The organism is Pseudomonas sp. TE3910 (assembly GCF_056279025.1).
This window is the reverse complement of sequence record NZ_JBWBQN010000001.1, coordinates 98,935-122,974: the sequence shown is the minus strand read 5'-3', so window position 1 is coordinate 122,974 and position 24,040 is coordinate 98,935. Positions and strand designations below refer to the sequence as shown.

The window sequence follows — 24,040 nt, the reverse complement described above, 5'->3', positions numbered from 1 at the left end:
CGTCACACCCCATAAACGAAAAACCCCACATCTTTATCGGATGTGGGGTTGGGCATCTGCCTAAGCTGACGCACGATGGCTTGTGGCCGGCGTCAACCTTGGGCGAACGCTATCGGCTCAGGCCAGGGCTTCGCGCGGCTTGCCGAGCAGGCGGTCGCAGACCACCGCCACGACCAGGGTCGCCACACTCGGTACCAACCAGGCCAGGCCCTGCTCGCTCAGCGGCAGGTTCGCCAGTGACTCAGGCAACCAGCTTGCCAGCGACGTGCCCTTGATGGCATCGACCAGGCCAAACAGCAGCGAGACCAGCATCACAGGTGCCAGAATACGCGCCGACGAATGCCACAGCTCTTTGCAGAAGCTCAGGCCGACCAGCACGATGCACGGCGGGTAGATGGCCGTCAGCAACGGAATCGAGAACAGGATCAACTTGGTCAGCCCCAGGTTCGACACCACCAGCGAGAACACTGCCAGAATGACCACCAGAGTACGATAGGACAGAGGCAGCACCTGGCTGAAGTACTCAGCACATGCGCACGTCAGGCCAACCGCAGTCACCAGACAGGCCAGCGCAATCAAAACGGCCAGGAACGTGCTACCGAGCGAGCCGAACGTATGCTGCACATAGGCATGCAGTACGGCGGCGCCGTTGGTGGCCCCCATGGCGATGTCGTGGCTGCCTGCGCCAAGACGGAACAGGCTGACATACACCAGCGCCAGGCCAACGCCGGCAATCAGGCCGGCGATAATGGCGTAACGGGTAATCAGCTGCGGCGACTCGACACCCCGCGAGCGGATGGCGTTGACGATGACGATACCGAACACCAACGCACCCAGGGTATCCATGGTCAGGTAACCATTGATGAAGCCCTGGGAAAACGGTGCGGCCACATAAGCGGGTTGAGCCTCGCCAATCGTGCCGGCAGGCAGCATGAATGCCGCGATGCCAAGCGCTGCCAGGGCGATAATCTTCAGCGGCGCAAGAAAGCGGCCTACGGTGTCCAGCAATTTGCCGGGGTACATCGACACAGCCAGCACGACCAGGAAATACACCAGGCTATACAGGAACAGCGCAACCGGGTTTTCACCCACCAATGGCGCGATACCCACTTCAAACGATACGGTAGCCGTACGCGGGGTCGCGAACAGCGGGCCAACAGCCAGGTAGCAGACCGCCGCCAACAGACCACCTGCGACCTTGCCGATCGGGCTGCTCAGGGCGTCCATACCGCCGCCAACCTTGGCCAGTGCAACCACGGTGATCACCGGCAAACCAACCGCGGTAACCAGGAAACCCAGCGCTGCCATCCAGACATGAGGGCCGGACTGCAAACCAACGATAGGCGGGAAAATAATATTGCCAGCTCCGACGAACAACGCGAACGTCATAAAGCCAAGCGCCAGGATGTCCTGGCCTTTCAACACTTTCATTAAGGAAATACCACACTACTGAAATCGGGATTTAGAGAGGGATTTCCCCTTGGGTGAGGGAAATGCTGTCTGACCGGATTAGCCAGACCCGTTTAGCGTGTCGTTCCCTTTTGAGGAGCGGGCACAAAATGAGTGCATAGGTTAACGAATTTACGCCGGAAACGCACGGCTGCAGGGGCGCCTGTCCGATGTGCGAATGTGCAGGTCGTCTGGAAATGCCGGGATTGATACCCCCCGCCGCTAGCGCATCACCCAGAAAGCACAAAGGCCACCCGAAGGTGGCCTTTGTGGTTGAAGCAGTCAGTCAGCCGAAGCTTACTTGACAGCCCAACCGGTCAGCTCGGCCAGGGCCTTGCCGATGTCCGCCAACGAACGGACAGTTTTCACGCCAGCGTCTTGCAGGGCAGCGAATTTCTCGTCTGCAGTGCCTTTACCGCCGGAGATGATTGCACCAGCATGGCCCATGCGCTTGCCCGGAGGAGCAGTCACACCAGCAATGTAGGAAACCACTGGCTTGGTCACGTGAGCCTTGATGTAGGCAGCAGCTTCTTCTTCAGCGGAACCGCCGATCTCACCGATCATGACGATCGCTTCGGTCTTCGGGTCTTCCTGGAACAGTTTCAGGATGTCGATGAAGTTGGAGCCTGGGATCGGGTCACCACCGATACCAACGCAGGTGGACTGACCGAAACCGGCGTCAGTAGTCTGCTTGACGGCTTCATAGGTCAGGGTGCCGGAACGGGAAACGATACCGACTTTGCCTGGCAAGTGAATGTGACCTGGCATGATGCCGATCTTGCACTCGCCCGGTGTGATAACGCCTGGGCAGTTAGGGCCGATCAGGGTAACACCCAGCTCGTCACACTTGACCTTCGCGTCCAGCATGTCCAGGGTTGGAATGCCTTCGGTGATGCAGACGATCAGCTTGATACCGCCGAACGCCGCTTCCAGGATCGAGTCCTTGCAGAAAGGCGCTGGAACGTAGATGACCGAAGCGTCGGCGCCAGTGGCAGCAACGGCTTCCTTGACGGTGTTGAACACCGGCAGGTTCAGGTGGGTAGTACCACCCTTGCCTGGGGTCACGCCGCCGACCATCTTGGTGCCGTAGGCGATGGCTTGTTCGGAGTGGAAAGTACCCTGCGAGCCAGTGAAGCCCTGGCAGATGACTTTGGTATCTTTATTGATCAGGACGCTCATTACTTGCCCTCCGCAGCTTTGACAACTTGTTGAGCAGCGTCGGTCAGGCTGGTTGCCGCGATGATGTTCAAACCGCTTTCTGCCAGTACTTTAGCGCCCAGTTCGGCGTTGTTACCTTCCAGACGAACAACGACCGGCACTTTGACGCCGACTTCTTTCACTGCGCCGATGATGCCTTCGGCAATCATGTCGCAACGAACGATACCGCCGAAGATGTTGACCAATACTGCAGCGACATTGCTGTCGGACAGGATGATCTTGAACGCTTCGGTTACGCGCTCTTTGGTTGCGCCGCCACCTACGTCGAGGAAGTTGGCTGGCTTGCCGCCGTGCAGGTTGACGATGTCCATGGTACCCATGGCCAGGCCAGCACCGTTGACCATGCAGCCGATGTTACCTTCCAGTGCCACGTAGTTCAGTTCGAACTGGGCAGCATGGGCTTCACGCGCGTCGTCTTGCGACGGGTCGTGGAAGGTCTTCAGCTTAGGCTGACGGTACATGGCGTTGGCGTCGATGTTGATCTTGGCATCGAGGCAATGCAGATCGCCGTCGGCCTTGATCACCAGCGGGTTCACTTCCAGCAGTGCCAGGTCATGGTCTTTGAACAGCTTGGCCAGACCGGTGAAAATCTTGGCGAACTGAGCAACCTGCTTGCCTTCCAGACCCAGCTGGAACGCCAGTTCACGACCCTGGAATGGCTGAGCGCCAACCAGTGGATCGATAGTAGCCTTGAGGATTTTTTCAGGGGTATCGTGAGCAATTTTCTCGATGTCCACGCCACCTTCGGTGGACGCCATGAACACGATGCGACGGCTCGAACGATCGACTACAGCGCCCAGGTACAGTTCCTTGGCGATGTCAGTGCAGGATTCGACCAGGATCTTGGTGACTGGTTGACCGTTGGCGTCAGTCTGGTAGGTCACCAGACGCTTGCCCAACCATTGTGCAGCGAACGCTTTTGCGTCTTCTTTGCTGCGAACCAGCTTAACGCCACCCGCTTTACCGCGACCGCCAGCGTGAACCTGGGCTTTTACAACCCATTCGGTACCGCCGATCTTTTCGCAAGCTTCTGCTGCAGCTTCAGGGGTATCGACTGCGAAACCCTTGGAAACTGGCAGGCCGTATTCAGCGAACAGCTGCTTACCCTGATACTCGTGAAGATTCATTCTTTTTACCGTCTTCGTTAGGTACTGCGCTTCGGCGCTGCGCCCTTTCGGGTGCCGCGCCACCTGTGACTGCTTGCCTGGAAAGTTGCCTCACCAGACTCGAGTCCGGCGAACTTTCCGCGGTGAGTCATGCAAGCAAGACTCACGACGGGCCGTCCGCCGTGGTTTCTTATTATTTAACGCTTTTTACGGTTCGCTACGTGAATGGCACCGCCATTCACAGCCAGCGCGGCTTCATGCAGCGCTTCGGACAGGGTCGGATGGGAGAAAACCATCATGCCCAGGTCTTCGGCGCTGGTGCCGAATTCCATCGCGATTGCACCCTGCTGCACCAGTTCGGCGGCGCTTGGGCCAATCACATGTACACCCAGTACGCGGTCGGTCTTGGCGTCGGCAATAACCTTGACGAAACCACCGGTATCGTTGGCAGCCATCGCACGACCACTGGCCGCGAACGGGAAGGTGCCCACGTTAACCTCAACGCCTTCAGCCTTCAAGGCTTGTTCGGTCTTGCCGACCCACGCGATTTCCGGGTGGGTGTAGATAACCGAAGGGATCAGGTCATAGTTCATCTGGGCCTTGTGACCCTTGATGCGCTCGACAACCATGATGCCCTCTTCCGACGCCTTGTGCGCCAGCATCATGCCGCGAACCACGTCACCAATGGCGTAGACGCCCGGTACGCTGGTAGCGCAGTAGTCGTCGACGAAGATGAAACCACGCTCGTCGATGGTCACGCCGCTGTCAGCTGCCAGCAGGTCAGTGGTCACTGGACGACGGCCGACCGCAACGATCAGCTTGTCGAAGGTGATTTTCTGTTCGCCGTTGGCGTCGGTGTAGGTCACTTCGACTTCTTCGCCGTTGACCTTGGAGCCAGTCACACGCGCACCCAGCTTGACGTCCAGACCTTGCTTGGTCAGGGTCTTCAGGGCTTCCTTGGAGACGGCGGTGTCGGCAGCCATCAGGAAGGTGTCCAGCGCTTCCAGAACGGTAACCTGAGCACCCAGACGCGACCAGACAGAGCCCAGTTCCAGACCGATAACGCCAGCACCGATAACACCCAGACGCTTAGGCACTGCCTGGAATTCCAGGGCGCCAGTGGAGTCGACGATGACTTTCTGATCAACCGGAGCCGGTGGAATGTCGATCGGACGCGAGCCGGAAGCCAGGATCACGTTCTCGGCTTCGATGACTTCAACGGTGCCGTCAGCCTTGGTGACTTCGACTTTCTTGCCAGCCAGCAGTTTGCCGTGGCCCTGGATCGAAGTAACGCCGTTGGCCTTGAACAGGGTAGCAACGCCGCCGGTCAGGTTCTTGACGATGTTCGCCTTGCGGCCAACCATCGCAGGAACGTCCATCTTCACTTCACCAGTGGTGATACCGTGAACGCCGAAGGCATCCTTGGCTTCGTGGTATTTCCAGGAGCTGTCCAGCAGCGCCTTGGAAGGAATGCAGCCAACGTTCAGGCAGGTACCGCCCAGGGCCAGCTTGCCTTCGCCGTCGGTGTACTTCTCGATACAGGCAGTCTTCAGACCAAGTTGTGCGGCCTTGATGGCGGCTACATAGCCGCCAGGGCCCGCACCGATAACTACTACGTCGAATTTCTGGGTCATAAAGGATTCCTTTTAGCTACAAGCCACAAGCTTCAGGCTGCAAGAAGGCCCGCTTCCGTAAGGAAGCTGGCCCCTTGCAACGTGCAGCTGTTTTTAGATATCGAGCAGCAGACGAGCCGGATCTTCCAGCAGGTTCTTGATAGTCACCAGGAAGGTCACGGCTTCTTTACCGTCGATCAAACGGTGATCGTAGGACAGCGCCAGATACATCATCGGACGGATCACGACCTGACCGTTGATTGCCATTGGGCGCTGAATGATGTTGTGCATGCCCAGAATCGCCGCCTGTGGCGGGTTAACGATCGGGGTCGACATCATCGAACCGAATGTACCACCGTTGGTGATCGTGAAGGTACCGCCGGTCATTTCTTCGATCGACAGCTTACCGTCACGGGCTTTCTTGCCGAACGTGGCGATGCCGCCTTCGATTTCAGCCAGGCTCATCAGTTCGGCGTTACGCAGAACCGGTACCACCAGACCACGGTCGCTGGACACGGCAACACCGATGTCGGCGTAGCCGTGGTAAACGATATCGCTACCGTCGATCGAGGCGTTGACCGCTGGGAAACGCTTCAGCGCTTCGGTAGCAGCCTTGACGAAGAACGACATGAAGCCCAGGCGAACGCCGTTGTGGGACTTCTCGAACAGGTCCTTGTACTTCGAACGCAGTGCCATGACTTCGGTCATGTCGACTTCGTTGAAGGTGGTCAGCATCGCCATGTTGGACTGAGCTTCAACCAGACGCTCGGCAACCTTGGCACGCAGGCGGGTCATCGGTACGCGCTTCTCGGTGCGGTCACCAGTGGCCATGACCGGTACGGCAGCGGCTGGGGCAGCAGCCTTGGCAGCTGGAGCAGCGGCCGGAGCGGCTTTCTTGGCAGCGACGGCAGCAACAACGTCTTCCTTGGTAACGCGACCACCTTTGCCAGTACCAGCAACGCTGGCCAGGTCGATGCCGTTTTCTTCGGCCAGCTTGCGTGCGGCAGGCGCAGCAATCGGGTCTTCTTCACCGGCTTCGACAGCAGCAGCGGCCTGGGCAGGCGCGGCAGCAGCGGCCGGAGCAGCAGCGGCGGCAGCACCTTCAGTGATGGAACCCAGTACTTCATCGGACAGAACGGTGTCGCCTTCGTTCTTGACGATCGCGCCCAGCACGCCGTCGGCAGTGGCCAGCACTTCCAGAACGACCTTGTCGGTCTCGATGTCAACGATCAGCTCGTCACGCTTGACGGCGTCGCCCGGTTTCTTGTGCCAGGTGGCTACGGTGCCATCGGCAACCGATTCCGGGAAAGTAGGGGCTTTGATCTCGATAGCCATTATCAATTGTTCCTTAAATTCGGTTTCTTGTGCGCGGTGGCATTAAACAGTGAAAGCATCTTGCAGCAGTTTTTCCTGCTGCTCGGCGTGCATCGAAGCGTAACCACAGGCAGGTGCTGCCGACGCGTCACGACCAGCGTACTCAAGGACCAGGTCCTTGTTGTGACGGGTCAGGATGCGACGCATGTGGTGCTGACTGCTGTACCAAGCGCCCTGGTTCATCGGCTCTTCCTGGCACCACACCACATCCTTCAGGTTGGTGTAAGGCGCGAGGATTTCGACCAGATCGTCCTCAGGGAACGGATACAGTTGCTCGATACGCACGATGGCGATGTCTTCACGACCTTCGGCACGACGTTTTTCCAGCAGATCGTAGTAGACCTTGCCGCTGCACAGAACCAGGCGGGTAACCTTTTTCGGATCGAGGGTATCGATTTCCGGGATTACAGTCTGGAACGAGCCTTCGGCCAGTTCTTCCAGCGTCGAGATGGCCAGTTTGTGGCGCAGCAGCGACTTCGGCGTCAGGACGATCAGCGGCTTACGCAGCGGACGAATGACCTGGCGACGCAGCAGGTGGTAGATCTGAGCCGGGGTGGTCGGTACGCAAACCTGAACGTTGTGCTCGGCGCACAGCTGCAGGTAACGCTCCAGACGTGCCGAGGAGTGCTCAGGCCCCTGCCCTTCATAACCGTGAGGCAGCAGCATGGTCAGACCGCACAGACGGCCCCACTTGTGCTCACCGCTGGTGATGAACTGGTCGACAACGACCTGAGCACCGTTGGCGAAGTCACCGAACTGGGCTTCCCAGATCACCAGCGCGTTAGGCGTGGTGGTCGAGTAACCGTATTCGAAGGCCAGTACCGCTTCTTCCGAGAGGAAGGAGTCGTACAGGTCAAACTTCGGCTGACCGGCATACAGGTTCTGCAGTGGCAGATAGGTGCTGGCGTCCTTCTGGTTGTGCAGCGCCGCATGGCGGTGCGAGAAGGTGCCGCGACCAACGTCCTGACCAGTGATACGCACCGGGTGACCTTCGAACAGCAAGGTCGCGTAGGCCATGGTTTCGGCGTAGCCCCAGTTGATTGGCAAGCCACCGGCCTGCATCTTCTGACGGTCTTCGTAGATCTTCGAAACCTGACGCTGAACCACAAAGCCTTCCGGCAGGTCCAGCAACTTGGCCGACAGCTCCTGCAGGGTCTTCAAGTCAAAGCGAGTGTCGTGACGCGCAGTCCAGGCATGGCCCAGGTACGGACGCCAGTCAACGAACAGTTCCTTGTTCGGCTCTTTGACCAGGCTCTTGACCACATGCAGGCCGTTATCCAGCGCATTGCGGTACTCGTCAACCTTGGCCTGTACGCGCTCGACGTCCAGACGACCGGCCTGAATCAGGCTCTCGGCATACAGTTCGCGCGTCGTGCGTTGCTTGGCGATCTGCTGGTACATCAACGGCTGAGTGCCGTTTGGTTCGTCAGCTTCGTTGTGACCACGGCGGCGGTAGCAGACCAGGTCGATGACCACGTCACGCTTGAACTGCATACGGTAGTCGACAGCCAGCTGAGTCACGAACAGGACCGCTTCCGGATCGTCACCGTTAACGTGCAGGATCGGCGCCTGAATCATCTTGGCGACGTCGGTGCAGTACTCGGTGGAACGCGAGTCCAGCGGGTTGCTGATGGTGAAACCAACCTGGTTGTTGATCACGATGTGAACAGTACCGCCGGTTTTGAAACCGCGGGTCTGCGACATCTGGAAGGTTTCCATGACCACGCCCTGACCGGCGAATGCCGCGTCACCGTGGATGGAAATTGGCAGAACCTTGTCACCAACGCTGTCGTTACGGCGATCCTGACGGGCGCGTACCGAACCTTCCACTACTGGCGAGACGATTTCCAGGTGGGATGGGTTGAACGCCATGGCCAGGTGAACTTCACCGCCGGCGGTCATTACGTTGGAGGAGAAGCCCTGGTGATACTTCACGTCACCGGAACCCAGTTCGACCTTCTTCTTGCCTTCGAACTCGTCGAACAGGTCGCGCGGGTTTTTACCGAAGGTGTTGACCAGAACGTTCAAGCGGCCACGGTGGGCCATGCCGATCACGACTTCCTTGGTGCCATAGGAACCGGAGCGCTGGATCAGCTCGTCCAGCATCGGAATCAGGCTCTCGCCGCCTTCCAGGCCGAAACGCTTGGTGCCTGGGTACTTGGTGCCCAGGTATTTTTCCAGACCTTCAGCTGCAGTGACGCGCTCGAGCAGGTGGCTCTGAACGTCTGCAGAAAAAGCTGGGCGACCACGTACGCTCTCCAGACGCTGCTGGAACCAGCTGCGCTGCTCGGAGTCGACGATGTGAGTGAACTCGGCGCCAATGGTGCGGCAATATGTCTGCTGCAAAGCGTCGAAGATTTCGCGTAGGCTCGCTTCCTCTTTGCCGATAAACAGGTCGCCGGCACGGAAAGTCGTATCAAGATCGGCATTGGTCAAGCCGTAATGATTGATCGACAAGTCTACAGGCGCAGGGCGCTGCCACAACCCCAGAGGGTCGAGCTTGGCAGCTTGGTGGCCGCGCATACGGTAGGCTTGGATCAGTCGCAGTACTTCAACCTGCTTCTTCTCGTGCTCGCTGCTCACGCTGCCGGCAGAAACCGGTTGAGCGCGGCGCTGGTTCTTTGCCAGCAGAACGAAATGGTCGCGGATTGTAGAGTGCGATACATCGGTAGCAGTGCTGCCTTCGGCGGGCAACTTCTGAAAGTAAGTGCGCCACTCTTCTGGCACAGCGTTAGGGTCGTGCAGGTAGAGTTCGTAGAGCTCTTCCACATATGCAGCGTTACCACCTGAAAGGTGGGCGCTATCCCACATGCGCTGCATCACGCTTTCTTGCATGCTTGGTCACCCTCGGTTAGGGGACAGATCGGCAAGAGCCACAGAAAGCCTGGAAAAGTCCGAGTACAGCGACCGAACCAAGCCACCGAGGATCCTACAGATTTTCCGGGTACCAGCCCGGAAGCCCCTGCTGGTCTCATATCTTCATAGGTAAAAGCTAGGGCTTTTTGGGCCTTCGCTCGGGTTTCACCTTGGTGCGGGCAATGGCCCGCACCTCGGCGTACTACGGGTACAACATTTTAAAATCAGGTGCCGCTTTGCAGCAGCATGTTACGTACGTGACCGATTGCCTTGGTCGGGTTCAGACCTTTCGGGCAAACGTTTACGCAGTTCATGATTCCGCGGCAACGGAACACGCTGAACGGGTCATCCAGGGACGCCAGACGCTCTTGGGTCTTGGTGTCACGGCTGTCAGCCAGGAAACGATAGGCTTGCAGCAGTGCAGCTGGACCGAGGAACTTGTCTGGGTTCCACCAGAACGAAGGGCAGGAAGTCGAGCAGCAAGCGCACAGGATGCACTCGTACAGACCGTCCAGCTTCTCACGCTCTTCTGGCGACTGCAGACGCTCGATGGCCGGAGCCGGCGTGTCGTTCTGCAGGTAAGGCTTCACCTTCTCGTACTGCTTGTAGAAGATGCTCATATCGACGACCAGGTCACGAATGACTGGCAGGCCAGGCAGCGGGCGAATCACCAGCTTGTTGCCCTTGACCACCGACGACAGCGGCGTAATGCACGCCAGGCCGTTCTTGCCGTTAATGTTCATGCCGTCGGAGCCGCAAACGCCCTCGCGGCAGGAGCGACGATACGAGAAACCTTCGTCCTGTTCCTTGATCAGTGCCAATACGTCCAGCACCATCAGATCCTTGCCACCGGTATCGACCTGGAACACCTGAGTTTTAGGCGCAGAGTCGGTATCAGGGTTGTAACGATAAACTTCGACTTGCAACATGGCGGCCACCCTTAGTAAGTCCGGACTTTAGGCTCGAAAGCAGGCACGGTTTTCGGCGCGAAGTTGACTGCACGCTTCTTGACACTTTTCTCACCCGGGAAGTACAGGGTGTGGCACAGCCAGTTTTCGTCGTCGCGATCTTCGAAGTCTTCACGGGCATGAGCACCGCGAGACTCTTTACGAGTTTCAGCAGCGATAGCAGTCGCTTCGGCAACTTCCAGCAGGTTCTGCAGTTCCAGCGCTTCGATACGCGCGGTGTTGAAGGCCTGGGACTTGTCGTTGATCTTGACGTTAGCGATACGCTCACGCAGATCAGCCAACTGCTGGATACCTTTCTGCATGTATTCGCCAGTACGGAATACACCGAAATAGTTCTGCATGCAGCTTTGCAGCTCGCGACGCAGGGTAGCAACGTCTTCACCGGTGTTGCGCTCATTGAGCTTGCGCAGACGGTTCAGCGCGACGTCGATGTCGGTATCGCTGGCGCTACGGTATTCGATACCCTCGCCCAGGGCTTTTTCCAGGTGCAGGCCAGCAGCGCGACCGAATACCACCAGGTCGAGCAGCGAGTTACCGCCCAGACGGTTTGCACCGTGAACCGATACGCACGCCACTTCACCGACCGCGAACAGGCCCGGGATAATGGTGTCTACACCGGCAGCGTTCATGGTGATGGCCTGGCCATGAATGTTGGTGGCAACGCCGCCCATCATGTAGTGGCAGGTTGGAACGACCGGCACCGGCGCAACCACTGGGTCAACGTGGGCGAAGGTCTTGGACAGCTCACAGATACCTGGCAGGCGGCTGTGCAGCACTTCCTCACCCAGGTGGTCGAGCTTGAGCATCACGTGGTCGCCGTTCGGACCACAGCCGTTGCCGGCGATGATCTCTTTAACCATGGAACGGGCCACAACGTCACGACCGGCAAGGTCTTTGGCGTTCGGCGCATAACGCTCCATGAAACGCTCGCCGTGCTTGTTGATGAGGTAACCACCTTCACCACGGCAACCTTCGGTAACCAGTACACCAGCGCCGGCAATACCGGTCGGGTGGAACTGCCACATTTCGATGTCCTGCACCGGCACACCGGCACGCAGCGCCATACCAACGCCGTCACCGGTATTGATCAGGGCGTTGGTGGTCGACGCGTAGATACGACCCGCACCACCAGTGGCCAGCACGGTAGCCTTGGCATGGATGTAAACGGTTTCACCGGTTTCGATGCAGATCGCGATCACACCGACGAACGCGCCGTCCTGGTTCTTGACCAGATCAACGGCATACCACTCGTTCAGGAAGGTGGTGCCTGCCTTCAGGTTGCCCTGATACAGGGTATGCAGCAGTGCGTGACCGGTACGGTCGGAAGCAGCACAGGTACGTGCAGCCTGACCACCTTTACCGAAGTCCTTGGACTGGCCACCGAACGGACGCTGGTAGATACGACCGGTTTCAGTACGGGAGAACGGCAGGCCCATGTGATCCAGTTCGAAGACCGCAGCCGGGCCTTCCTGACACATGTATTCGATAGCGTCCTGGTCACCGATGTAGTCGGAACCCTTGACGGTATCGTACATGTGCCAGCGCCAATCGTCGTTCGGGTCAGCCGAAGCGATTGCACAGGTGATACCACCCTGAGCCGATACAGTGTGCGAACGGGTCGGGAAGACCTTGGTGATTACAGCAGTCTTGTGACCACCTTGAGCCAGCTGCAGCGCAGCGCGCATGCCGGCACCGCCACCACCAATGATGATGGCGTCGAAAGAAATCGTAGGAATGTTAGCCATGAATCAGATACCCCAGAGAATCTGCACACCCCAGACGAAGTACGCGAACATCGCAACACCGCATACAGCCTGGAACAGGAAACGTATTGCAGTCGCCGACTTGCCGAACGCCATTGGCGTCAGGTAGTCCGTCGCGATGGTCCACATGCCGACCCAGGCGTGAGCGCCCAGAGCCACCAGTGCCAGCAGACTGAAAATACGCATCGCATTGTTGGAGAACAGACCGTGCCACTGGGCGTAGTCCATTCCCGGGTGCGCGACCAGGTAGCCAATCAGAAAAATGAAGTAAGCCGCGAGAACGACCGCAGAAACGCGCTGCGCCATCCAGTCATAGAGGCCCGAACGCGAGAGGTTCGTGACGTTGGTTACCATATCCACACTCCTGCCAGAACAATCACCACCACGGAGACGGCGATGACAATTTTCGAGCCCAGTTTGCCGCCTTCCAGCGTTTCACCGATGCCCATATCCATGATCAAGTGGCGCACACCGGCAACCAAGTGATACAGCAAGGCGGACAGAAGACCCCAAATCACAAGCTTGGCCAGCGGGCTGGTCAAACACGCTTTCACCTCACCGAAGCCTTCCTCGGAACCCAGGGATTTGCCCAATGCATAAAGCATGATGGCCAGGCCCAGGAAAAGGATGACACCGGAGATGCGGTGAAGAATGGACGTGTAAGCAGTGACAGGGAGTTTGATGGTCCTTAGGTCGAGGTTTACAGGTCGTTGGCTTTTCACGGCTTTTTTCACACTGAAGAGCCCCTAGCAAGCAGGGCAAAGTTGTTGGTAAGTGTACTGGTCAGGTACCCACCACCCAGGGAGTGACGACCCCAGCAACACAGGCTTCAAAGCCCCTGGCGGTCGGGTGCCGAGTATAGACAGTTAGGCTACTAATGACAACGAAAAGGCCTAGCCCAAATAGCTCATTGCCTTTACCCGACAAAAGGCGTAAATGGGCAGCAATTTCGAGGAAAAACAGCGCTCAGAGCCCTTTACAACCGTGCTTTAGGCAAATTGACATTCGAATTTATCTCACTATAGTGGTGCGGGCCCTGCGTGGGGGGTCTGTCTGATGATTTCAAGCATTAATAGGAGGCCACATGGCTGACAAAAAAGCGCAGTTGGTCATCGAGGGCGCAGCCCCCGTCGAGCTGCCCATTTTAACCGGCACCGTTGGTCCCGATGTTATCGACGTTAGAGGGTTGGGGGCCACGGGTCACTTCACTTTCGACCCCGGTTTCATGGCGACCGCATCCTGCGAGTCGAAGATCACCTATATTGATGGCGACAAGGGCATCCTGCTGCATCGCGGCTACCCTATCGAACAGCTCGCCGAGCAATCCGACTACCTGGAAACCTGCTACCTGCTGCTGAACGGCGAACTGCCGAACGCCGAGCAGAAGGCCCAGTTCGTCAGCACCGTGAAAAACCACACCATGGTTCACGAGCAACTGAAGTCGTTCTTCAACGGCTTCCGTCGCGACGCGCACCCAATGGCGGTCATGTGCGGCGTGGTTGGCGCCCTGTCGGCGTTCTATCACGACTCGCTGGACATCAATAACCCGCAGCACCGCGAAATCTCCGCGGTACGCCTGGTCGCGAAAATGCCGACCCTGGCGGCGATGGTTTACAAGTACTCCATGGGCCAACCCATGATGTACCCCCGCAACGACCTGTCGTATGCGGAAAACTTCCTGCACATGATGTTCAACACCCCGTGCGAGATCAAACCGATCAGCCCGGTACTGGCCAAGGCAATGGACCGGATCTTCATCCTCCATGCCGACCACGAGCAGAACGCTTCGACCTCCACCGTGCGCCTGGCAGGCTCCTCGGGTGCCAACCCGTTCGCCTGTATTGCCGCCGGTATCGCTGCACTGTGGGGCCCTGCCCACGGCGGCGCCAACGAGGCCGTACTGACCATGCTCGATGAAATTGGCGATGTCTCGAACATCGACAAGTTCATCGCCAAGGCCAAGGACAAGAACGATCCGTTCAAACTGATGGGCTTCGGTCACCGCGTTTACAAAAACCGCGACCCGCGCGCCACCGTGATGAAAAAGACCTGCGATGAAGTCCTGCGCGAGCTGGGCATCACCAACGATCCGCAGCTGGAACTGGCCATGCGCCTGGAAGAGATCGCCCTGACCGATCCTTACTTCATCGAGCGCTCGCTGTACCCGAACGTCGACTTCTACTCGGGGATCATCCTCAAGGCGATCGGCATTCCAACCAGCATGTTCACCGTGATCTTCGCCCTGGCACGTACCGTCGGCTGGATCTCGCACTGGAAAGAAATGCTCTCCAGCCCGTACAAGATTGGCCGTCCGCGCCAGCTGTACACCGGCTACGAAGCACGTGACATCGTCAAGCTGTCCGACCGCAAGTAAGCCCTGCCCTGCAGTGCTGAACACAAAAAGGCTGCCCTCGGGCAGCCTTTTTTGTTCGCCGTGAAGTCAGGGCTTCTCGGCTTTCTCTTTCAATGCCTTCAGCGTGTTGAACGGCGCCTCTACGACAAAACTGTTCGCCAACCAGGACGGCACGCTACCACCCGGCTCGGTGTGCACCTGATAGGTGACTTCGGTGCTGTCACCCTTAGGCTCGAACTTCCAGAAGCCCTCGACCTGAGCCACCCGCACAAAGCCTTTTTCTTCAGGCAAATAGCTGGGCAAACCTTCCAGGTTGCGCACAACACTGCCATCCGCCGCATCTTCGGTGGTTACCTTGAGAATTGAATCACGCGGCGTCACCGGCCAAGGCGTATTGAACTGGGTGTAGGTCCAGGTCTGGTTACCCTCACGCTTGAGCAACTTCTGCACCTTGCATTCATGTATCCAGGCGCAGGCCCCGACCACATCTTCGTGCAACGCACGCAGCTTGGCGACATTGGCCTTGATCAAGGTCACCCCACGGTAAGCCTTGTATTTGGACCCCGCCACTTCACTCAGGGACACCTTGATGCCCTGCTCATCCTTTGCCACCTGCCAACTTTCCGCCTGCGCCAGAGGCGCCAGCAACGCACCTACAGCACACACCAACGCCATCCGCTTAAACGATCCCATGCTCTTGTTCCTTATTGTCGAAGATCTACGTATTCAAGCTGCTGTCATCTGCTCCAGCCACCCCAGGATCCTGATCGCCTCATCGCGATCACCGCCACACACGTCCACATCCGCCATGAACGCCGAGCACACAGCTGGGCGCTCGGGCTTACCGAACAATCCACACAGGTTGACGACAGACAGATGGATACAGCGCTCGCCAGCAGGCTTGCCATTGGGCATTCCTGGTATCGGCGAACTGATGGACGGAGCAATGCAGCAGGCGCCACAGCCTTCACGACACTTCATGACGGCAGTACCTCGGAATCAAAATGGATGAACACGTCGGGATAGTAACCGCTAAAACGGTCGTTTGAAATTACCGGCGGGATGAAATATCACAGGACGAAAACAGACCAATCAGTCAGGCCCGAGCTTACTGTTTGAACTCGAATTCGATGGCCGCACCTTCGACATCCTGACGGCTGTCGTTGCGCAGTTGCAGCTGCATTTCGTTGCTGAGCAGACGACCATTGAGCTGAAACGGGCTTTCTTCCTTGGGTTTCTCACCAAACATGGCCGGCAAGAGCGGGCGATGCAACTGAGCTTCGCTTGCACTGCCCGGCTGCAGCCCGCCAACCATACTCAAAGGCAGGCTAAGGTCCAATCGAGGCGTGGGCAATGGCGCCGCAATGGCATCCGCATGCTTGCGCCTGGTGGTCTTGCCCGAAGATTTCTGAGTGGACGCAGAGCCCGCCTTGGCATGCGGCACAGCCTCTTTTGCGACAGGCTTACTCGCCACCTTGGCGGTGCCCGTCGGATGCGACGATTCCGCGACAGCGTCCGCCCTCGCCCAGGCATGCATCGGAACCAGAGAACCGGCCATCGACATCAACAACAAACCGGCACAACACAAGGCTTTCATAGGCAACAACGGACACTCGAAAAAAGGATAATGCTCTGCGTTCCCTGAAAACTGACAAACCCATCCCTAGAAGAAACTACTGCTACCCGACTCCTGGCAAAGCTGAGTGGCCAGCATCCCCAGGGTCATCAGCGCCCGCTCCGACTCACGATTCCAGGGAATCCCGCAGTTCAAACGAATGCAATGGTTGAACTGCTCGGTATTACTGAAAATCAGCCCTGGCGCAATACTGATGCCCTGCTGAAGCGCCCGCACATGCAGCTCCTGGGTATTGACCCGCCCCGGCAGGCTGACCCAGAGGATGAAGCCACCGGTAGGCCGCGTCATCTGGGTACCTTCGGGAAAGTACTGCTGCACGGCCAACTGATAGGCACTGAGGTTCTTGCGATACTCATGACGGATAAAACGCAAGTGCCGATCATACCCGCCATTTTCCAGATACGCAGCAACACCCATCTGCGTCACGCTGCAAGCTGAATGGGTAGTGAAGGTTTGCAGGCGCTGGATTTCGTCCTGGTACTTGCCGGCAATCATCCAGCCAATCCGCACACCGGGCGACAGCGTCTTGGAAAAGCTCGAACAGTAGATAACCCGCCCCAGTCGATCAAACGCCTTGAGTGCCTTGGTACGCCCCTGCTCGAACATCAGTTCGCCATAAATGTCATCTTCGATGATCTGTATATCGAAGTCCGAGGATAGCCGCAGCAATTGTTTCTGACGGTCCTCAGGAATGGTCCCACCCAATGGATTGCTCAAACGCGCAGTCAGCACCAGCGCCTTGATCGACCACTGGTTGGCGGCCAACTGCAGCGCCTCCAGACTGATACCGGTAGATGGGTCACTGGGAATCTCGATGACCTTCAGCCCCAACAGATCAGCCAACTGCAGCAACCCATAGTAAGTAGGCGACTCGGCAGCGATCAGATCACCAGGACGGGTCAACACCCGCAGACTCATCTGCAAGGCATCGACACAGCCATGCGTGACAACGACTTCGGAGGGATCGACCACTACACCCGCATCGCGCATGCGAATGGCGATCTGCCTGCGCAGCGGCTCAAAACCCGGGCTGAACATGTAGCTAAAGGCCCGCGGGCTATGGAAGCGGGTAACCTTGGCCAACTGCTGGTGCAATGCCCTCACCGGCAGGTAATCGACATGGGGTACTGCCGCACCAAGCGGAAATACCCCATCACGGCGTGCCTCTACCAGAACCTGCTGAATAATGCTGCTACGGGTAACCAACCCCGGCCGCTCGACCCTGGCGATATCCGGTGTCGGCGCCGTCAGCGCCGGCGTCTGGTGAACGTAGTAACCTGACTGCGGACGCGCCCGGATCAAACCCTGGTCTTCAAGATTGGCATACGCCTGAAGTACCGTCGCATGACTGACATTGAGCTGCGCGCTCATCTTGCGCACCGACGGCACCCGCTCACCCGGCTGATAGACACCCCGACGGATATCCTCGGCCAGTTGCTGGGCAATACGCTGGTAGAGCAACAGGTTGGTCATGGTGAACTCTCGGGCACGCGGACGATCTCGTTATTTTTAGGCGAACTCTCTGGCAAGAGAATACCGTAACAGTTGCGAAGTGTACTGGCACAGATTACAGAATAGTCAACAATACAGTTGCGTGACAGCACCTGTAACGTGCGCCCTGGCCCATCAACCACAGCCGAAAAAAAACCCGATGACGTAATCGCCACCGGGCTTTGTGCATAGCGCTCAGCTTCAGCGCTCAGCGCCGAGACGCCCCTGCTCATCGGAAAACACGATCTCGACCCGTCGATTCTGCGCCCTGCCGCGCTCCGAGGCATTAGCCTCAACCGGGTACTGGTCGCCATAACCCTCGACCTGAATGCGCTTTTCGTCCACACCCAGATCAATCAGCATGTCGGCAACCGACTGAGCGCGATCTCGCGACAGCTTCAGGTTGTCCTCAGGGGTGCCCGTGCTGTCGGTATAACCCTCGATACGTACCGTACGCTTGGGGTTGAGCTGAAGGAACTGCACCAGTTTGAGCACCGTACGATTGGCGGAGTTCTTCAGGTCGGCGCGCCCGGTATCGAACAGCACATCCCCCAGCGTCATTACCAAGCCACGATCGCTCTGCATGGTCGCCAGGCTGACAATCTGCGCCTCCAGCCATTTACCTTGCTGCTGAACACTGGCCAATTTGGCCTCGCGCAAGGCCAGTTGCAAACGCTGGCGCTCCAGTTCCAGCTTGGCCTGGCGCTCCTGATTGAGCACCAGGTTCGTGTGCTCACGCGCGATTTCACTGTAACGCTGGCTCAGGTAAGCGTAATGGCGCACGTCCGCGCCGCTCCCCCAATAACTCGACAGACGCTCTGCGCGCCCCAGCGACTCACCGGCACGAATCACATCACGCGGCGCACTGCGCAGCACGCTGGAGTCATTCTTGACCTGTTGAAAGCTGGCTGCAGCCTGCTCAAGCGACGCTTCACTGCGCTGACTGGCGCACCCCTGCAGGCCAACGGCTCCCAACACCAGCAGCGCCACCAAAGGCTTGATCGAACTCACTGCTGCTCCCCCAACTGTTTACGTAGACGATCAACACGCGACTGCAGCACCTTGAGCTGTTCTTCACTCTTGGCGTTCAACACGCGTGCTTCAGCCAAACGCGCATCAAGCTCGGCCTGCTCAGCACGAACCCGCGCGTCACGAAAGGACTCGTTGGACATATTGACCCGCGCCCGCGCCAGCTTGGCTTCGGCAAGCTTGAGTTCTGCCACCTCGTCAGTGGCGCCAACGGCCTTGGCCTGCTCCAGCGCCTGCTCGGACAAACGAAGTTGCTCATGGGGTGCCGGGTCGGCGGCGCAACCGGCCAGGGCCATGATGGCCAAGGCCGCGAATAGCGGTCGAGTTCTCACACAATCTTCCTACGGTTTGGGGGCATCGAGCGGTTGCTGCAATTGCGCTTTCCAGCGCTCGACATTGCGTTGCAGTACAGCCTGGGTTACACCAGAAACCGGCAATTCTGTCAGTTTTTTTGCCAGCTGTCCGCGCAACCAGGCATCGTTACACGCAGAGTTATGCGATACAGCCAAATAGAGCCCCGGGCGGTCGACCGGCACATCACGCGCCGTCAGGTCCTTGCCCATGCCCAACGTCTGCGCCATGGCCATGCCGGCATAACGCCCTGCCAGCACGTAGTCCACCTGACCCAGCAAGAGTTTCTGAAACGCCTGCGTCAGATTTTCCACAACCTCCAGCTTCAAGTGTGTCTTGGTAAACGCCTCAAAGGTTGGGGTCAGGCGCGCCTTCTGCGAAATCGCTCCAGGGTGCAGCGCCAGGTCTGCCAGGCTTTCATAAGCCAACGACGCATCATGGCGCGTCCAGACCAGGTATTCATTTTGCAGCAACGGAGGATGGATAAAGTCCATCGAGGTGAGCTCGGCGACCGTCAGCGGCGCATCCACGAGGATATCCATCCGGCCGCTACGCACTTCCTCAAGCGCCTGACTGCGCTTGCCGGCACTCAAAATCTCGATCTTCAGGCCCAGCTCATCCGCCACCTGCTTGAGCAGATCGGCACTGGCACCGATCAGGTGCCGTGGATCTTGTGGGTCTTGCCACAGGTACGGAGGTGCATCCGGACTACCGGTGGCAACCAGGCGCTCACACTTGCCGACTGCGAGTGCCCATGTCGGCATCAACGCAACACTCAGCGCAGTGACTGCACTCATCCGGCCAAACCACCCCATGCCACCCTCTCCTTGACTGCACCCGCCGAAAAATGAAAAGCCCGGTTATCGCGGGCTGGGCAGGATAACCTGTCCAGCCCGAAACAACCGGGCTCTTTATAAGTGAAGCCGCCGGATTAAACCAGCTTCTCCAGCTCTGGGATGGCTTCGAACAAATCCGCCACCAGGCCATAGTCGGCCACTTGGAAGATCGGCGCTTCCTCATCCTTGTTGATCGCAACGATCACCTTGGAATCTTTCATACCCGCCAGGTGCTGGATGGCACCGGAGATACCGACAGCGATATACAGCTGTGGCGCAACGATCTTGCCGGTCTGGCCGACCTGCATGTCGTTTGGCACGAAACCGGCGTCGACGGCGGCACGGGAAGCACCGACCGCAGCGCCCAGCTTGTCGGCCAGCGCATACAGGTGCTTGAAGTTGTCGCCGTTCTGCATGCCACGGCCGCCGGAAACGACGATCTTGGCAGCGGTCAGCTCAGGACGATCGGACTTGGCCAGTTCTTCACCGACAAACGCCGACTTGCCCGCGTCGTGGGCAGCGGCAACCGCTTCGACAGCCGCCGAACCGCCTTCTGCAGCAACGGCGTCAAAGCCGGTAGCACGCACGGTGATGACCTTGACCGCAGCGCTCGACTGCACGGTGGCAATGGCGTTGCCTGCGTAGATCGGACGCTTGAAGGTGTCGGCCGACTCAACCGAGATGATTTCGGAGATCTGGTCAACGTCCAGCAGTGCGGCAACCCGCGGCAGGATGTTCTTGCCGTTGGAGGTAGCAGGTGCCAGCACGTGGCTGTAGGCCTTGCCGATCTCGGCAACCAGCGGCGCAACGTTCTCTGGCAACTGGTGCGCGTAGGCAGCGTTGTCGGCGACCAGCACCTTGCTGACGCCAGCGATGTTCGCAGCGGCCTGCGCTACGGCGCCAACGCCCTGGCCAGCAACCAGTACGTGAATATCACCACCGATTTTCGCAGCAGCGGCAACAGTGTTCAGGGTGGCCGGGGCAACGGCACCGTTTTCGTGTTCAGCGATAACCAGGATAGTCATTTAGATTACCTTCGCCTCGTTCTTCAGTTTCTCGACCAGTTCAGCAACCGACTTGACCTTGATACCCGCGCTGCGTGCAGCAGGCGCTTCGACTTTCAGGGTCTTGGTGGTGGAAGCGGTGGAAACGCCCAGGGCGTCCGGGGTAACGGTTTCCAGCGGCTTCTTCTTGGCCTTCATGATATTGGGCAAGGAAGCGTAGCGTGGCTCGTTCAGGCGCAGGTCGGTGGTAACGATGGCTGGCAGGTTCAGCGCAACGGTCTGCAGGCCGCCGTCGACTTCACGGGTGACGTTGACCTTGTCACCGGCAACTTCAACCTTGGAAGCGAAGGTGCCCTGAGCGAAACCGCTCAACGCTGCCAGCATCTGGCCGGTCTGGTTGTTGTCACTGTCGATGGCCTGTTTGCCAAGGATCACCAACTGTGGCTGCTCCTTGTCGACAACCGCCTTGAGCAGTTTGGCCACGGCCAGGGAATTGAGCTCTTCAGCGGACTCGACCAGGATGGCACGGTCGGCGCCCAGCGCCAGCGCCGTACGCAGTTGCTCCTGAGCAGTGCTCGGGCCGATGGTAACGACGACGATCTCGGTCGCCACGCCTTTTTCCTTCAGGCGTACGGCCTCTTCCACAGCGATCTCGCAGAAGGGGTTCATGGACATCTTGACGTTAGCAAGGTCGACGCCGGAGTTGTCCGCCTTGACGCGAACCTTGACGTTATAGTCGACCACTCGTTTGACAGCTACAAGAACCTTCATGGATTCCTCGTTACTCTCCGGTGAAAAGAATGTCGCCTGGGGCGAGCCCGGCGATTGCGCGTGGGTACAAGGGCACCTCTAAAAACGATTTCGGGCGGGCTAAACGGAACTGACTGATCAGTCCTTTTTTGACCTTTTATTAGCAAAACCCGTGGGTCATTCTGTGTCGTGGCGTGTAAACTCCACTACAAAGCGGGTTTTGGCTTAACTGCCCTGCTTTTTGCCAGGTTTTAGGGGTGCTCCTGCATCCTACGATCAGCCTACGGCGAGCGTAAAACCGCTCGTATCTTGACCGTAACACCCAATCCGGTCAATACGGCAAACCGGCCAGCTTCAAGCCGCGCCTCTTTGATTTTACTGGCCTGCGGCAAATTCAAACAAACGTTTGTATTGGACCGCGCAAGTGGTGTAGATATAATGCGCGGCCAAGAGAAAGCGGTGTAGTCCGTCATCGCCCGAGCTACAGCGAAGGCATCGCCCCTTACGCCTGATCGGTGACCGCCTGGCACCCGCCAATAAAGAAAAAACGATGAGCCTTGAGTAGGAGAGAACCTGTGGAACGCGAATACATGGAATTCGACGTGGTCATCGTCGGCGCTGGCCCGGCAGGCCTGTCCGCCGCCTGCCGACTGAAGCAGAAGGCCGCCGAAGCCGGTAGCGAAATCAGCGTCTGCGTGGTCGAGAAAGGCTCCGAGGTCGGCGCACACATCCTCTCCGGCGCCGTATTCGAACCGCGCGCACTGAACGAGCTGTTCCCAGACTGGAAAGAACTGGGCGCCCCACTGAATACGCCGGTCAAGCGCGACGACATCTACGTGCTGAAGAACGCCGACAGCGCGGTCAAGGTACCTGACCTGTTTGTGCCGAAAACCATGCACAACGAAGGCAACTACATCATCTCGCTGGGCAACCTGTGCCGCTGGCTGGCGCAGCAGGCCGAGAACCTGGGCGTGGAAATCTACCCGGGCTTTGCCGCCCAGGAAGCGCTGTTCGACGAAAATGGCGTGGTTCGCGGCATCATCACCGGCGACCTGGGCGTCGACCGCGAAGGCAACCCGAAAGAAGGCCTGTACACCCCGGGCATGGAACTGCGCGGCAAATACACCCTGTTCGCCGAAGGCTGCCGTGGCCATATCGGCAAGCAACTGATCAAGCGTTTCAACCTGGACAGCGAAGCCGACGTGCAGCACTACGGCATCGGCCTGAAGGAAATCTGGGAAATCGACCCGGCCAAGCACCAACAAGGCCTGGTAGTTCACACCGCTGGCTGGCCGCTGGACATCATGGCGACCGAAAACACCGGCGGCTCCTTCCTCTATCACCTGGAAAACAATCAGGTGGTGGTCGGCCTGATCGTCGACCTGTCCTATGGCAACGCCTACCTGTCGCCGTTCGACGAGTTCCAGCGCCTGAAACATCACCCGGTACTCAAGCAGTACCTCGAAGGCGGCAAGCGCATCAGCTACGGCGCCCGCGCCCTGGCCAAGGGCGGCCTGAACTCGCTGCCGAAAATGGTCTTCAAGGGTGGCGCACTGATCGGCTGCGACCTGGGCACCATGAACGTTGCCAAGATCAAGGGCAGCCACACCGCGATGAAGTCCGGCATGCTCGCCGCCGACGCCGTGGCCGAAGCACTGCTGGCAGGCAAGGAAGGCGGCGATGAGCTGACCTCCTACGTCGATGCGTTCAAGGCCAGCTGGCTCTATGAAGAACTGTTCGCCAGCCGCAACTTCGGCCCGGCCATGCACAAGTTCGGCCCGCTGCTGGGCGCCGCCTTCAACTATGTCGACCAGAACTGGTTCGGCGGCAAGCTGCCGTTCACCCTGCACGACACCAAACCGGACTACGCCTGCCTCAAGCTGGCCGCCGACTCGACCAGGATCGACTACCCGAAACCAGACGGCAAACTCAGCTTCGACAAACTGAGTTCGGTGTTCCTCTCCAGCACCAACCATGAAGAAGAGCAACCGTGCCACCTGAAACTGGCGGACGCGAACATCCCGATCAAGACCAACCTGCCGCTGTACGATGAGCCCGCTCAACGCTACTGCCCTGCCGGCGTTTACGAGGTGGTCACCCAGGAAGACGGCAACAAGCGCTTCCAGATCAACGCCCAGAACTGCGTACACTGCAAGACCTGTGACATCAAGGACCCTTCGCAGAACATTACCTGGGTCGCACCGGAAGGTGCTGGCGGGCCGACTTACCCGAACATGTAAGCC

At 58.5% G+C, this 24,040-nt stretch carries 21 protein-coding genes; 2 read left to right on the top strand and 19 right to left on the bottom strand.

The genetic code is table 11. From position 1 onward, the window contains the following. Nucleotides 1–117: 117 nt before the first annotated feature. The 10 genes from brnQ to sdhC form a co-directional block, all read right to left on the bottom strand. On the bottom strand, nt 118–1,431 hold the full coding sequence (brnQ, locus tag ACZ9H3_RS00530; protein ID WP_099774013.1) for a branched-chain amino acid transport system II carrier protein: 1,314 nt from the start codon (nt 1,429–1,431) through the stop codon (nt 118–120). A 315-nt stretch (nt 1,432–1,746) separates the two neighbouring features. Next, entirely contained in the window at nt 1,747–2,628 is an 882-nt protein-coding gene (gene sucD, locus ACZ9H3_RS00525; protein WP_065759447.1) for a succinate--CoA ligase subunit alpha, read from the bottom strand. Beyond that, nucleotides 2,628–3,794, bottom strand: coding sequence for an ADP-forming succinate--CoA ligase subunit beta (sucC, locus tag ACZ9H3_RS00520; RefSeq protein WP_065759448.1), 1,167 nt, complete (start codon nt 3,792–3,794; stop codon nt 2,628–2,630). The genes sucD and sucC overlap by 1 nt, the downstream gene beginning before the upstream one ends. 176 nt (nt 3,795–3,970) lie before the next feature. After that, nucleotides 3,971–5,407: a dihydrolipoyl dehydrogenase gene (lpdA, locus tag ACZ9H3_RS00515; protein WP_065759449.1), complete on the bottom strand. Its 1,437-nt coding sequence runs from the start codon at nt 5,405–5,407 to the stop codon at nt 3,971–3,973. 93 nt (nt 5,408–5,500) lie between these two features. Then, on the bottom strand, nt 5,501–6,721 hold the full coding sequence (gene odhB, locus ACZ9H3_RS00510; protein ID WP_065759450.1) for a 2-oxoglutarate dehydrogenase complex dihydrolipoyllysine-residue succinyltransferase: 1,221 nt from the start codon (nt 6,719–6,721) through the stop codon (nt 5,501–5,503). A gap of 42 nt (nt 6,722–6,763) precedes the next feature. Further along, entirely contained in the window at nt 6,764–9,595 is a 2,832-nt protein-coding gene (locus tag ACZ9H3_RS00505; RefSeq protein ID WP_099774012.1) for a 2-oxoglutarate dehydrogenase E1 component, read from the bottom strand. A 245-nt stretch (nt 9,596–9,840) separates the two neighbouring features. After that, nucleotides 9,841–10,545: a succinate dehydrogenase iron-sulfur subunit gene (locus tag ACZ9H3_RS00500; protein WP_065759452.1), complete on the bottom strand. Its 705-nt coding sequence runs from the start codon at nt 10,543–10,545 to the stop codon at nt 9,841–9,843. Between the two features lie 11 nt (nt 10,546–10,556). Next, nucleotides 10,557–12,329, bottom strand: coding sequence for a succinate dehydrogenase flavoprotein subunit (gene sdhA / locus ACZ9H3_RS00495; protein ID WP_476218969.1), 1,773 nt, complete (start codon nt 12,327–12,329; stop codon nt 10,557–10,559). 3 nt (nt 12,330–12,332) lie between these two features. Further along, nucleotides 12,333–12,701 (bottom strand): succinate dehydrogenase, hydrophobic membrane anchor protein, encoded by a 369-nt coding sequence (sdhD, locus tag ACZ9H3_RS00490; protein WP_065759454.1) that lies wholly within the window; start codon nt 12,699–12,701, stop codon nt 12,333–12,335. Next, nucleotides 12,695–13,081: a succinate dehydrogenase, cytochrome b556 subunit gene (sdhC, locus tag ACZ9H3_RS00485; protein WP_176717419.1), complete on the bottom strand. Its 387-nt coding sequence runs from the start codon at nt 13,079–13,081 to the stop codon at nt 12,695–12,697. Before sdhC ends, sdhD begins: the two co-directional genes overlap by 7 nt. Before the next feature lie 350 nt (nt 13,082–13,431). Here sdhC and gltA point away from each other — a divergent pair, with 350 nt between their 5' ends. Next, nucleotides 13,432–14,721, top strand: a complete 1,290-nt coding sequence (gene gltA / locus ACZ9H3_RS00480) for a citrate synthase (RefSeq protein ID WP_065759455.1) — start codon at nt 13,432–13,434, stop codon at nt 14,719–14,721. Nucleotides 14,722–14,787: 66 nt separating this feature from the next. On the opposite strand, the gene ACZ9H3_RS00475 is transcribed toward gltA, so the two are convergent. The 9 genes from ACZ9H3_RS00475 to ACZ9H3_RS00435 form a co-directional block, all read right to left on the bottom strand. Continuing rightward, nucleotides 14,788–15,393, bottom strand: coding sequence for an START domain-containing protein (locus tag ACZ9H3_RS00475; RefSeq protein ID WP_476218967.1), 606 nt, complete (start codon nt 15,391–15,393; stop codon nt 14,788–14,790). A gap of 33 nt (nt 15,394–15,426) precedes the next feature. Then, nucleotides 15,427–15,681 carry a YkgJ family cysteine cluster protein gene (locus ACZ9H3_RS00470; protein ID WP_330523444.1) on the bottom strand — a complete coding sequence of 85 codons (255 nt, stop codon included), beginning with the start codon at nt 15,679–15,681 and terminating at the stop codon, nt 15,427–15,429. 127 nt (nt 15,682–15,808) lie between these two features. After that, complete coding sequence (locus tag ACZ9H3_RS00465) at nt 15,809–16,297, bottom strand: hypothetical protein (protein WP_065761906.1); 489 nt, start codon at nt 16,295–16,297, stop codon at nt 15,809–15,811. A gap of 66 nt (nt 16,298–16,363) precedes the next feature. Beyond that, nucleotides 16,364–17,809, bottom strand: coding sequence for an aminotransferase-like domain-containing protein (locus tag ACZ9H3_RS00460; protein WP_065761905.1), 1,446 nt, complete (start codon nt 17,807–17,809; stop codon nt 16,364–16,366). 219 nt (nt 17,810–18,028) lie between these two features. Further along, nucleotides 18,029–18,838, bottom strand: a complete 810-nt coding sequence (locus ACZ9H3_RS00455; protein WP_065761904.1) for an OmpA family protein — start codon at nt 18,836–18,838, stop codon at nt 18,029–18,031. Further along, nucleotides 18,835–19,188 carry a DUF4398 domain-containing protein gene (locus ACZ9H3_RS00450; RefSeq protein WP_476218964.1) on the bottom strand — a complete coding sequence of 118 codons (354 nt, stop codon included), beginning with the start codon at nt 19,186–19,188 and terminating at the stop codon, nt 18,835–18,837. The genes ACZ9H3_RS00455 and ACZ9H3_RS00450 overlap by 4 nt, the downstream gene beginning before the upstream one ends. Nucleotides 19,189–19,197: 9 nt before the next feature. Continuing rightward, nucleotides 19,198–20,004: a substrate-binding periplasmic protein gene (locus ACZ9H3_RS00445; RefSeq protein ID WP_330523446.1), complete on the bottom strand. Its 807-nt coding sequence runs from the start codon at nt 20,002–20,004 to the stop codon at nt 19,198–19,200. Between the two features lie 134 nt (nt 20,005–20,138). Next, nucleotides 20,139–21,068: an electron transfer flavoprotein subunit alpha/FixB family protein gene (locus ACZ9H3_RS00440; RefSeq protein WP_099774008.1), complete on the bottom strand. Its 930-nt coding sequence runs from the start codon at nt 21,066–21,068 to the stop codon at nt 20,139–20,141. Further along, nucleotides 21,069–21,818 carry an electron transfer flavoprotein subunit beta/FixA family protein gene (locus tag ACZ9H3_RS00435; protein ID WP_099774007.1) on the bottom strand — a complete coding sequence of 250 codons (750 nt, stop codon included), beginning with the start codon at nt 21,816–21,818 and terminating at the stop codon, nt 21,069–21,071. Nucleotides 21,819–22,372: 554 nt separating this feature from the next. On the opposite strand from ACZ9H3_RS00435, the gene ACZ9H3_RS00430 reads away from it, so the two are divergent. Then, a complete protein-coding gene (locus tag ACZ9H3_RS00430) occupies nt 22,373–24,037 on the top strand; it encodes an electron transfer flavoprotein-ubiquinone oxidoreductase (RefSeq protein ID WP_065761841.1) in 1,665 nt (554 codons plus the stop codon). Nucleotides 24,038–24,040 lie beyond the last annotated feature (3 nt).